5 protein-coding genes are annotated in these 13,660 nt (G+C 36.2%); all 5 read right to left on the reverse strand.

Annotation, left to right across the window (positions count from 1 at the left end; translation table 11 throughout):
• Positions 1-27 precede the first annotated feature (27 nt).
• Positions 28-849: an alpha/beta fold hydrolase gene (locus tag ACOVQ4_RS15245; protein ID WP_421821487.1), complete on the reverse strand. Its 822-nt coding sequence runs from the start codon at positions 847-849 to the stop codon at positions 28-30.
• Between the two features lie 231 nt (positions 850-1,080).
• Positions 1,081-6,144 carry a PAS domain S-box protein gene (locus tag ACOVQ4_RS15250; RefSeq protein ID WP_421821488.1) on the reverse strand — a complete coding sequence of 1,688 codons (5,064 nt, stop codon included), beginning with the start codon at positions 6,142-6,144 and terminating at the stop codon, positions 1,081-1,083.
• Between the two features lie 182 nt (positions 6,145-6,326).
• On the reverse strand, positions 6,327-8,345 hold the full coding sequence (locus ACOVQ4_RS15255; protein WP_421821489.1) for a PAS domain-containing sensor histidine kinase: 2,019 nt from the start codon (positions 8,343-8,345) through the stop codon (positions 6,327-6,329).
• A gap of 645 nt (positions 8,346-8,990) precedes the next feature.
• Positions 8,991-11,360 (reverse strand): beta-L-arabinofuranosidase domain-containing protein, encoded by a 2,370-nt coding sequence (locus tag ACOVQ4_RS15260; protein WP_421821490.1) that lies wholly within the window; start codon positions 11,358-11,360, stop codon positions 8,991-8,993.
• A gap of 173 nt (positions 11,361-11,533) precedes the next feature.
• Positions 11,534-13,615 carry a beta-galactosidase gene (locus ACOVQ4_RS15265; RefSeq protein WP_421821491.1) on the reverse strand — a complete coding sequence of 694 codons (2,082 nt, stop codon included), beginning with the start codon at positions 13,613-13,615 and terminating at the stop codon, positions 11,534-11,536.
• Positions 13,616-13,660: the final 45 nt, after the last annotated feature.

The raw sequence follows: 13,660 nt of genomic DNA on the forward strand, positions 1-13,660 counted from the left end.
GCAAAGCAGGTTAATGCAATTAAATCCCTATTTTGCCAAAAATGCCAGTAATTCTGAGTTAAACTTTTCCAATTCTTCAATAAACAATGCGTGACCACTATTTTCAAATTTCACAATATAAGAATCTGAAATTCCCGCGTGCATTTGTTCGGCTAAATGAAACCCACAAATGATATCCTTGGTACCATGGAAGATAGCCGTTGGAACGTTGATTTTACCTAAATCTTCTCGCAAATCTTCGTCACGCAAGGCAATTAAGCATTGAGTTGTAGCATAGAAAGAGGCTTCAAAGTTGATTCCGCCCAACCAGCCTGCCAAAGGAGCTGAAATAGCTGTTTCGGATGCGCCGAAAATCTTTCCAAAATTTTCTAATAACTGTGGACGATTGATAACACTCAAATCAATCAAACCATTTACTGCTTCTGCCTCAGACCAGATTGGAGCCGCAGCACCAAACAAGGCTAATTTGCTAATATGAGCACCCGCATATTTGGCCGTAAAATGAATAGAGATAGCCCCCCCCATCGAAAACCCTCCTAAAAGTGCGTCTTCGACATTGAGTGTTTCTAATACAATCTTGATATCCTCGGCAAAGATGTCGTAGTTGTAAGGGCCAAAAGGCTTATCTGATTTTCCGAAACCACGAAGTGTAATACCAATAACACGGTAGCCTTTTGCTACTAAAAATTGATATTGATATTCATACATGGCATTGCTGAGCGGCCAGCCATGAATCAATACAACCACAGGGCCTTCGCCCAAATCAGTTACATGTAGATTTACATTTTCTTCAACTGCAATAAATTCACTTCTACCTACCGAAGTAAATTGTCTGTTAGATAAGGTCATTGTTAGATTTGGAGTTTTAGTGAAAAAATAGTTAGAGATAATCTCCCCTTATTGATTCCTAAAAACGTGCCACTAACATAAAACACTCATAATCAGATATTTAAAAAAATTAGCATCTTCATAAAACTACGAAATTTCGTAGTTTTATGAAGATGCTAAACTATATTTCATAATTGAGAAAATAATAGACTAACAAATAGAACATATAATTTGGTATCTGAGAGCTTCCTCCTACTCTTTCAAATAATTTTTTAGTTGAGCGTTTAGCTTCAATTTTTGTAAATCTTCAACACTGAGTGGTTTTTGAATATACTCAACCACTGAAGGATAGCTAGTGGCCCGAAACTTATCCTTCTCTTCGATAGAAGACGATACAACAATTACAAAAACTTTGCTTTGCAAGGCTAAATTTGAAATAAAATCTAATACAGCCCAACCATCAAGCTCTGGCATATTCAAATCAAGAAATATGATATGTACATCGTCGATTTGATTATTCTCGGAAATGAAGTCTATAAGTCTATCCCCAGTCAAAAATTGATTTACAAAATTGCTTATGCCCACCTTTTGGAGTAATAACTTGTGAACAAACTGTATAGCCTCATCATCGTCGACAATCGACACGTGCAAATTTATGGATATATGGTTAAAGTTAGGAGACATGATTTTTTCCAAATCCTTAATACCATACGTTTTGTGCGTAATATCCCTGATAATTTGGTCTATTTCGAAGGCCGACGACAAGATATGCTCAAGACATTCGGTCTGTTGCTCAGAACTAACCACACCGTCTTTCAGTAGCATGATCAAGCCCATAAGACGTGATAATGGCGCTCGAACTACGTGTGACTGAATCCATGCAATTTCCTTTAATGATTTATTCTGAATTTCCACAGCTCTGAAATACTGATTTCGTTCTGTGATGTCATGAGCAATTTCAAAGATTAGATTCTGGTCGTTTACGCGCAACATGCAGCTGTAGACCTCCATATCAAATATTTCACCATTCTTTTTTCGATGTTTTACCTCAAATTTTTGTCGCCCTATACGACTAATCATCTCAAATTTGCGAGTAACCTCCTTCTCTGAAATATTTACATCCAAAATATTTCGTTTGAGTAGCTCCTCCCTGCTCCAACCATAAAATTGTAGGCAAGCATCATTGGCATCAATAAACTGACCATTATCAGGATTAATCAAGTACATCATCGAGGCGCTTTCCTGAAAAATACTTCTAAATCTAGTTTCACTTTCTAACAGTGCCTTTTCTGACTTTTTGCGCTCGGTAATATCTACAATAATGGCAATAAATAAAGGGGTGCCATCAAGTTCAATATATTGAAGATGGACTTCCACTTCGTACCTTGTAGTATTTTTGCGTTGATGTACAGTTTCGAAGATGAGCTTTTCTTTAGCACCACTTTTTAATGGTTCGATTAAACGCTGAAATTGGCTTAGCGTAAAAAGCGGTTTTAAATCTATAGGACTTAGCTCTCTTAATTCGCTAAGCGTATAACCAATATTGGTTTGAGCTGCCTTATTGGCTTCGACAAATTTTAGCGTATCGGCATCGAAAATGAAAATTTCGTTTAAGAGATTTTCAAAGATATAGTTGAATTTGAATAGTTCGTTTTGAGCAAATTTCTCTTTTGTAATATTTTTACTGAACACTGCCACCCCAACTACTTCCCCGCTTATTACAATTGGGTGCATAGAAACCTCTAAATAAAACGTTTTGTGACTCGTAGGTACTGTATCTCTGAAATGTAAAATCCGATTTTGTAAAACGTACTCGTATCTATCTTGCCAAAGCAATTTTAAATTATGAGGAAGAAAATCTAAAACTTTCGTTCCTTTGTTGAGTAAACCTCCAAAAGAGTTTAGAAAATCTTGTCGAACTATTTGATTTGCATAAATTATCTCAAAATCCTTGTTGATAGACCAAATACTTTCTGGGGAACTATCAAGAATTGCAATAAGATTAGCCTCACTTGCCTGTAGTGCCTGCTCAGTGAGTTTAAGATGTGTAATTTCTGTGCTTTGACCACCAATACCAATAATTAGATTAGAGGCATCTCTGACTGGAAACTTAACTGTCAAAAAAAGCCTTTTCCGTTCATCAATATCCAAAACATCATCAAATTGGATGGCTCTTTGCTGTTCGAGTACAAGTTTATCGCTCTGTTTAAACGATTCTGCCAATTCTTGTGGAAATATCTCAAAGTCGCTTAATCCCAATATTTCTCCCTTTTTTTGACCTGTTAACTCTTCCCAAGAGGAATTAACGTTCAAATATTTGCCCTCCAAATCTTTTACATAAATAATAGAACCACTATTTTCTATGACACTTTCTAATAATAATTGTCCTTCTTTGATAGTGTTCAAATTCTGTTGTCGGCTCTTTATATTCATGAGCATCTCACTAATGAGATTAAGAATTTGACTATCAAAGTCTTTCGTACGAATCGTATTGATATGCGTCTTCAAACCAATGAATCCCATGCAGTGCTGATTTTTGTACATTGGAACCGTAAACACATGAATAGAATCATACGATTTTTCATAGGAGTTTCCCATGAGATGGGCTTCATAGAACTCTTGAATCTCAGAAATTTGGCTACCGCTCGGTAAAGTAAAGTAAGAGTTCAAATGCGATTCGGCTAACCACTCAAACTCTTTTTGAAACTCTCCTTTTTTGGTATCGTATAAGATCACAAATAGACTTTCGGCGCGAGTAAAATTGCCAATTTCATGCAAAGCCTGGGCAATTTTTTCGTCTACATTTTCGAGTAAAACATTGATAAAAGTGAGAAAAATATGCATTAATAATTCCTGAAGGCCATTCAAGTAATTCAGCTTATCTATCATAAGCTTGATATTGGTGACGTCGCGTCTTATTCCTTCTATGGCAATAAGATTACCCTCGGCATCTCTAATCGCCACATTTCGTTGTTCTACCCAAATTATTCGACCGTCCTTGCGATGCCACCTCAAGGTAACTGGCGATTCAAAATCCAGACTACCATCTATCAATGATTTTACAATGTGACGATCTTCCTCAAAAACAACCTCTATTCCTAAATCAGGATTTTTGTAGTATTCTTCAGGCTGAAATCCTGTAAGTGTGATTACAGATGGGCTAATGTAGGAGAACTTTCTTTGTGGCACTAATTCATATCTGAAAACCACATCTTGAAGGTTTTCGGTTAGGCGTCTGTACTTGTATTCGCTTTCGCTCAAGGAATCAACAAATTCCTTACGTTCGGAAATGTCACTTAGCGTTACAAAAACACGATACTCATTGTGGTCATTTGTTAGAAATTCTAGTTTTGTCGATACACTAATCCATCTGATAGTTGTTGTGTTTGAAAAGAGCAAACCAACAACCTTTCCCTTAAATTCAAGTCCCTCTTTTACAGATTTGACAATAGGTAAATCGTTAAATTGAATAGGCTGAAGATTTTCGTCGAAAAAAGAAACCTTTTCGCTTATGCTAACCCAATCTGTCCAATTACTTTCAGTGATTCCTAAAAGAGTAAAGGCCCGTTGATTGGCCTTGAGGATTTCAGCCTTTTTGTTGAGGTATACCACGCCCTCCAACATATTCTCGAAAATAGTCGAGTATTCCTGCGCACTTGTACGCAACTGTGACTCTATTCGATGTCGTACTTTTACATTTTGTATAAGTTCCTTCGTCAGTCGTAATAAAGCTACCTCATCATTTTCATATTTTCTACAACAATCTTGCGATAAAATACTAAGAAATCCCACTAACTTAGAATCCTCTTTTACGGGTAGAATCAACAAATTCTGTATTTCGAGGTATTTTACTCTTCTATATATCTCGATATTGAAATTTACAATTTCGAGATTATCAATAAAAAGTAAATCTTCTTGCAATACTTGAGGGATGAGATGCTCAATTTCGGATTTAGCAATGTCTTGAAGTAGAGATATAGATGGTTCGTACCGATTACCCGCGGGGGAAGTCCATGCGTTGACAGCGGTAAATAATTCATCCTGTTGGTCTATTGCATATAAAACTACCTGCAAACAACCCAAATAATTGCCAATCTCCTCAAGAATTTGATTAACCCCGTCGTCTTCAGAAAATGGATAATTGAAAAACTTATTGGATAATTCGATAATTGTTTTCTGAAAATGCTCATTACGTTGTTGCTTCTGTGCAAATAGCATTTGTTCGGTAATATCTTTTGCCAAACCAACATGTCTATACACAACTCCCGAATCATCGTGTAGCGGGAACTTCCGAACATTTAGCCAGTGTATTTCATCCTCAATTTTTAATCTAAATGAATGATTAAAACAAGTATAACCAGACTTATGGTAAAAATTCTGGGCTACTTTCAAATCATTTTTATCATCAGAATGCGACAAATCTAAGAGATGAGTAAAATGGCTACTATCGTATTTTGCTCCAGGAAAAAGTTCTTTAAACCTTTTATTACTGTACAAGATTTTGTCATCCTTCTCATCAAGTATCCATAGGATATCATTGGCATTATCAGAAATTTCTTTAAAGTTGTGCAAGCTCTCAACAAATACATTTTGAGATTTTACCCTTTCTGTTATGTCAACAAACGTAATAACAAAGGACGATTTTGTAGACCTTAAGCTAATCTCGCAGACCTTGAAAGTCTTATTTTTGCAAGCAATTTTACCTTCAAAAGTATGTACTAGATCATCGTTGGAACCTTCTAAAAATTGATATTTGTTTATAATTTCATTAAAAACAACTTTTTCATCTTCCTCTATGAAGCTCTGATTTATCCAACCATTTAGCGTCGGAATATCATCCTGAGCATACCCCAACAGTTCCGTAAATCGCTGATTTACAATTGGAGTAAGCTCTCCAAGCCTTGATACCATCATGGCTGTTGGTGCCTCCAGAAATAATGAGGTATTGTGATTTAGCTCTTCCAAACTTCCCAAATATTCCTTTTGAGCATTCGCGGCGTGCTCTATTTCTTTCAGAAAAAGGTGAAAAGTATCTTCAAACTTATGAATAAAAATCTCGTGTGTATGGCCTGTTGGCAGATATATCAATGCGGGGAAATGAACGTACGACTCGTCCTTGAGTTGATTTTCAACTTGATTCAAAGACAGTTCATCATAATCTTGCAAGACCTCAGCCAAACTAGAATAGAAATGGCTGGTCGACCAATATTTCAAGAAAGCATTATCTTCAGAAGGAATAATAGCAAAATTACTATCAAAACTAACGTATTCATAGTTGAGAAGTGATAGTTGTTTAAACAGTACAAGGTTTTTCATAATGGCGGTATCAGTTTAATTGTAGTTAGCAACGTTCAACTATTCTGGTAAATCAAAAACCTACTTTTCGATATTGAAATATATTATTATTTTTTACGATTTAAAAGATAAATATTTGATATTCAGAAAACAATAGGATTTATATTGCCGACCAATACCTGGAACATTCATTTTGCATGCGACTAAAATGTAATGGTAAAAATAGTACCTTGACCAACTTCACTTTCAACAGATATACTTCCACCGAGTGATTCAATTTGGTTTTTGATAATAAACAATCCAATTCCTTTAGCCTCAGGATGTTTGTGGAAGGTTTTGTTAAGACCAAATACCTTTGAACCATACTTTTCTAAGTCAATCCCCAACCCATTATCTTGGAATCTGAGCAGAGTGTGCCCACTTTCTGACACCGAACTTTCGATATGAATACATGGCTTCTTTTGCAAAGATTTATATTTTAGTGCATTGGAGATAAGATTTAAGAAAATACTCTCCATAAAATCAAGTTTGTAACTTACGGATGAGGCCATTTCAAAATTATAGGTAATCTTAAAGTCGTTATCCATAATTTGCCCTGAAAGTATTTCTTTTGTTTTCTGCAATACTTCTTCAAATAATACCATTACCAAATCATCTTTGGCAGATTCCTGAATTTTAATCGTATCAGTCAAAGTATTTAAGGTTTCTGATAAATGGCCTACGATTGTTTCCAAATTTTCAAGAAGTAATTGCTTTTCATCCTCGTCTTCGCTCTGTGTGAGCAAGGATTGAATTAAAATCAAGTTGGCAACAGGTGACCTAAGATTATGAGAAACAACATGAGCAAAATTAGAAAGTTGCCAATTTTGTTTTGAGAGTGTTTTGATAAGGGTATTGAGGTTATCGTTAGACTCCACCAATCGTTCTTGCATTTGTTTAATCTGGCTCAAGTCAATGGCCGTGACCAAGTAGCCAATAGCCTCATGACCAGCACCTTGCATTTGGGTGATAGATAACTGAACAGGTATCTCTCGGTTATCTTTTGTAATAAATACCCACTCCTGATTACTAAAAATTCGCCTTTGTGCGATTGTTGGCAAAACATCCAATTCGTCTAACTCTGTAGATAGCAATAAATTAAGCTCATTTTTGACTTGTAAAAGTTTTTCATTTTTGATAAAAATAAAAGGCGTGGCCTGATCTACAATCTCGTTCGAGGAGTATCCCAGAAGGTTTTCGGCACCTTTGTTAAAGTGTCTAATCACCATATCCTGACTCAGTGTAATAATAGCTACTTCACTAGCAGAACTAAAAATGGCATTTTGTTCAGCCAAAAGCTGGGAAATTTGTAATTCCTGAGTTTTGGTCTGATGAATATCCTGAAAAACCCCAAAAAGTCTTGTACACTTCTCGTCCACAAATTCTGCATTACCCACCGCTCTGACCCACACAGTTTTGTTCTTGGCAGTAATCAATTCGACCTCTACGTCAAAAGGAATTCCCTGTTCTATGGCTATTTCGACGGAATTTACGATTGTATCTCTACTAACTCCCTCTTTGTAGAATGCCATAGCATTATCTAATTTGGGCTGATAATTATCTGCAACCTCATGTATTTGTCGGGTCATATTGCTCCAATAAATATAATTATTCTGAAGGTTTACCTCCCAAGCGCCAATCCTTGCAGTTTGACTTATTTTTTCTAAGATATCGTTAAGCTTATTACTTTCTATCGAAATTCTCCTTTGCTCGGTTACTTCATTAGTAAACATGATTATCCCTCCTATTTCGTGATGTTGGTTATACCAAGGTTTTACCTCCCACGAAATCCATTGAAGAGTACCATCCGCACGATAAAATGGGGCTTCCTCTTGTTTATTTATGGCTCCATTAAGACAGTCCTTATGAATCTTTTTCCATTCTTCCGAAATTTCTGGAAAAACCTCATAATGAGATTTGCCTATTACCTTCTGACCTTGTAGGTTGTAATCATTGAGCCATTTTTGGGTAGTTACGAGGTATTGCATATTCAAGTCAAAAACTGCAATTGCAGTAGGCATTTGACTTAACAATTCGAAAGCAGCATCATTGGTGAGACTAGAAGGCGGGGAATTTACTTTTTTCTGAAATTGACGCTGATTTACTTTTAGTTTGAACAATTTGATACAGTAATAAACGCTAAAAATTATAATGCCAACAACAATTAACAACCAAGTTTTCATGTAAAAAAGCTCCTTTTGAGTGATGTGGTAAAATGTATATTATCAAAACCCTTATTTATGGTTTTATAATACTTGGGCAAAATCTAAAATCGAGTAAGATGCGGGTAAAGATATAAACTAAAACTGTAAGATTTACTAAATCTAACGAAGAAAATTGTATTTAACATTACAAAATACCCAATTTTACCTAGACAAATCAGGTTTTACTAAAAAATAAAAATTGAAAACTTTCGATTGATGTGTTCAGAAAATTGATGGAAAGATTGTTGTAATTGAGTTTGAATTGCATGAACGGTTTCATTAATACGTGGTTCTACTTCATACTAACAAAATATCCTCTTAGGTTGTTTAGAAATACAAGAAAAAAAATAATAACGATGCATGGAAGTAGGGCTGTAGCTTAAACTTCAAACATAGGGGTTGTAGTCAAAATAGGTGTATGGTTTATTCAAAAAAAATTCTTCATGCTTATTTTTTGTTGCTGTAGGCATTAAGCAAATGAGCTTTTAGTTAGAACATTCTAAACTATCAGCCTGTTGCCTAATGCCTGACAACTTTAATCTAATGCTTGACCCTTCGGCTTTCAGCTATAAGTTTTTAGCCCTGGCTTCGGGGGTATTGTATTTCAAGACCGACATAGAACATTTATTTTGTTAAACGAATAGTTTGTATCGCTCCAGAACCATTTTCGTGAGCAGAAACTATTTTTATGTGGATAGTAGTTTCACTGCAAAGTTTCTCTGGTAAAGATAAGGTCAGTAATTGAGAGGTATTTTTATCTGCTTCTAGCGTAAATTGTTGAATAAGTATGTCATTTAGCCAAAGTTCGAAACCATGAGGTTTTGAATCTCTCAGTGCAAGTATCTCAATTTTCTTAGCAATTTTTTGAGGATTGTTGAGTTTGTAGGACATCCAAGCGTCGGCCGAACGCCAAAAATTACCAATGCTCCCTCCTACTCTCGTTTGCTTTCCGTCAAAGGCGTGGTCGGCTTCGGGTTGTTGTTCGCCCAGAGTAATCCAGTCTACTGTTTTTTGACGTAAAATAATATCAGCTTGCTCTTCAGCCTTCAATTTTTCCTGATGCTGACTTACCTCATTAGCATTCATCAATGGCCAGTACATCATGTAGCGAGCATCATGCAATTGATAAAATGGCTTTAAAATCAAATTGGTTTTCTGAGTAAAAAACAGATTCGGACTTTCTATTTTATAGGCAAGGGGCTGATTTTTAAGCGGTTTCAAACTCGCAACAACCTCATTTTGTGTGCCTACCAACACGGGCGCTTGATTGATTGGATACAATTTACCAATGGCTTCATGACCCATTCTTGAATCATCGGCAACTAATCCCTTCAAATCGGTAGAATCGGTAGCTGCAGCCAAAATAATTGGTCCGTGAGCAAAAGCATACCAGTTAGAGCCATCTGGTAATTGTTCTAATCGAGTTTCCATTGGCAAAGCTAATTGGACTTTATCACCATTTTGCCAAGTTCGTTCCATCGATACATAACCTTGCTCATTTACACTGAGTTTCTGTATTTGATTATTTACTTTTATTGACAAGGTTTTAGCCTCAAGCCAGAAAGGTTTTCTCAGAAACAACTTAAACTTTTGTGGTTTCTTCAAAGAAAGTTGAATTACAGTGCTTTCTTGATTAGGGAAATCTGTTTTTTGGGTAAAACGAATACCTTTTTCCTTCCAGTCGAGTTGAGATGGTACAAACAAGTTCACCCAAATATTTTTATCATCATGTGCGTAAATCAGCTCTGCATATTTAGCGTGATTTTCTATTCCTGAACCCACACAACACCAAAAACCTTTTTGAGCATCAGAATACACTCGATAATGTTGCGGACGAATTGGGGTAAAATAGACTAATCCTCCGTGTTCGGGATGCTGTGAGGACAAAATATGATTGTATAAGGTTCTTTCATAAAAATCAATGTAAGAAGACTTCGGTTCATGCAAAAACAGTGATTTGGTCAGTTTTAACATATTGTATGAATTACAAGTCTCAGGACCTTGATTAGATTCTAGCATAGGTTTAAAATTATCTGTAGCATTAAAATGCTCCCGATAACTATTTCCTCCAAAAGCTACGCTACGTTTTTGAGTAACATTTTGCCAAAAATACTCACTAGCCGAATGCCAATCTTGACGGTTCTTTAGCTCAGCAATTCTCTCAAAACCAATGACCTTGGGAATTTGTGTATTGGCATGTAAACCTGTTAATTTATCCTCATGAGATACTAATGGCGCAAGAATAGCTTGATGAGACATTCTTTCAGCTACATCAAGATACTTCTTTTGCTGGGTTATCACATACACATCTGCCAAAACCTCGTTCATACCACCATGCTCTGTTTTGAGCATCTGTTGAACTTGCGTATCGGTGAGGGGTGCAATAAGATTATAAAACCAGTCGGTAAGATGAATCAGAACTTCCTTGGCTTCTTGGTTTCCCCCAATCAGATAGGCATCTCTCAACCCTGCAAATAGCTTGTGAATATTATACAATGGCACCCAAGTATTATTCAAACCAAAACCGCTACCATCTATATCGCCTTTGCCTATTCTGTCCCAAAATATTTTACCATTGGGTATTCCTCCAACATAGCCATTTTTGTTCTGCTGCTGACAAATTGATAGCTCAGCGATACAATAATCAAGTTTTTCTTTCAAACGCTTATCTCCTGTTGACGCATACATCAGCGCCAAAGCTGACAAATAATGTCCCCCAATATGTCCATCTAAGCCCGAACTCTCCCAATTACCATACGCTGGTGCTTTTACGGGTAAACCAGCCTCTTTGCGATACGGAGCAAGCAGTCTGTCAGCATTGAGTGAAAGAATATAGTCTAAATCCTTTTGTTGGGCATGCAAAAATGCACCACCAGTCAATCGGACTTCATTCAAAGAAAAAGCCTCAATCGGCTTGGGGGAGTTTTGTGCATAGCTTACCGAGGAACTTATTGTAAAGCCGAGCCCAATGAGTATAGAGGTTACTTTTTTCATTATCGTCAAAAAATAAATTGTGTATTTTTGACACAAATATAATTAACAGTAATACAACTAAATCATGATTTGTCATGGTTTTTTAAAAATAAATCTCTTTAAAATGAAATTGTCTTTCAAAATGAGTCAAAAAACTCTTTTGAAAGACAATCTATTAGCAGTAAAAGAAAATACTATTTCTCTTCTATTATCACAAGTCCCCAGGGCTCAAGCGATATTCCTTGATGAGTTGTTACCGTTTTATTGGCTAACAAATCATTACCTGTATTTTCTTTGTAGGTAAAATTTTGAGAAGTACCCGAATAGTTAAAATAGTAATGTAACTTCTTTCCAAATTGATTTGTACCCGAACGATGAATTAGTGGAAATTCTAAACCTGATTTTTCCTTCGACAATTGGGCTTTATCCAACACATTTTGTAAAACTTGCTTGTAAACAAACTCACTCGTCAAACAACCTATGTATGTAGCCGTGCCCTTACCGAATTGGTTTTGGGTAATAGCGGCATATTTTCCCCATTGTGGGTGTTCGTAATAAGCCAATACTTTGGCTGTTGTTGGAGTCAGCAATTCCATCCATTGGGTTACTTTCGTCTTATCTGATGTCCATTTTCCCTCTGTATCTTTCAAACTTACACCATTTGGAATTGAAAACTGTGAATATTGAACTCCACAAGCCTCAGAAATAATAGCTGGTTGTATCTCGGTCCTTACTTTGACATTTTCGTCAGAAAAACCACTTTTCAAAGTATATACAATATGTCCTCCATTATTGACAAAATCATTGAGTTTTTTCAACAAATTAGTTGGAGCGGCATACAATGCTGGAACAACAATTACTTTGTATTTCGAAATATCTTCGGTAGAAGGATCAATGAAATCGAGTTCGACATTCATTTTATACAAAACATCAAAATAAGGGCGCAAAATATCGTTATAAGTCTCACGAGCTCCCCAACCAAAACTAAAAGCATTAAAAGCAGTCAAAGCTTCATTACTGAATAGAATTGCCACCTGATTATTCTTTTTGAGGTTAATCAATTTTTGTCCAACCTTCTGAAAATCTTGACCTATTGTAATAGCTTCATTATACGTAGGATTAGGCTGAAAATCGTGACTAAGCAAACCTTTCCAATATGTTTCGGCCGAATTATGAATAGAATGCCAATGCCAATATTCGACCATATTAGCACCAGAAGCCAAATGACTAAATGCTTGCAATCGTAATTGATTAGGATAAGGTGTCCATTGAGGAAAACCTTGTGCTTCAGTCTCTAATACAAAATAATTTTTCCCATTTTTCATTGAGCGAGTAATATCACCGCCCAAAGCAATTTCAATTCCAGTCAATTGGTCTTGACTCGGATGGTATATATCTATCCCAGCAACATCCAAAGTTTTGGCTGTTGCAAAATGATCAACGTCAGGTTGAATACCATACGAATATCCACGCCAATCAAGGTCAAAATTTTGTGTAATAAATTGTTCAGGACGTTTATATTCTCGTACAATATCAGCCTGCCATTTCAAGAAATCAACCACCAATTTCCGTTGAAACTTGGCAAATTCAGCAGCGAAACTTGCATTGATAGTCCCAACAGTTGAAGGAAAATCTTCCCAAGCATTAATCCTATTACTCCAATAATCAAAACCAAAAGCCTTATTGAGCTTATCAAGTGTTCCGAATTTTTGTTTACAATATTCTACAAAAGCCTTTTGCACATTAGGTCCTGCGGTACCGTAGGCCTTGGTCTCATTATCTACTTGGTATCCGATAATAGCGGGATGTTTGCTAACGTGTTCCATCAACTTACGAATAACTCTTTCGCTTGCTTCACGATAGTGAACATTCGAAATATCCATATTTTGTCGAGCTCCATATTGATTCTGTCCACGGGAAGTCACAGCCAAAACATCGGGATGCTTACGAACTAGCCATGTGGGCACGGCATACGTTGGCGTTCCAATAATCACAGCGATTCCAGCTTTGTGCATAGCATCCAAAACTCGATCAATATGCGAAAAATCAAAAATATTCTCTTGAGGTTCTAAAGTACTCCAAGTAGACTCAGCAATTCGAACCACATTGATACCAGCCTTTTTCATCATATCCACATCCTGCTGAAGCCTATCATAAGGCATATATTCATCATAATACGCCACACCATAATAGGGAGTTTTAGGAGAAAAATTTTGAGCTTCTAAACCCAGATGAGATGCAACAGCCAAGCAGATAGAGTACCAGATTTTTTTCATAGTAAAATAAGATATTTATTGAATCATAAAGATACAATAAATATA

Source organism: Flectobacillus sp., assembly GCF_049240685.1.
In the GTDB taxonomy this organism is placed as follows: Bacteria; Bacteroidota; Bacteroidia; order Cytophagales; family Spirosomataceae; genus Flectobacillus.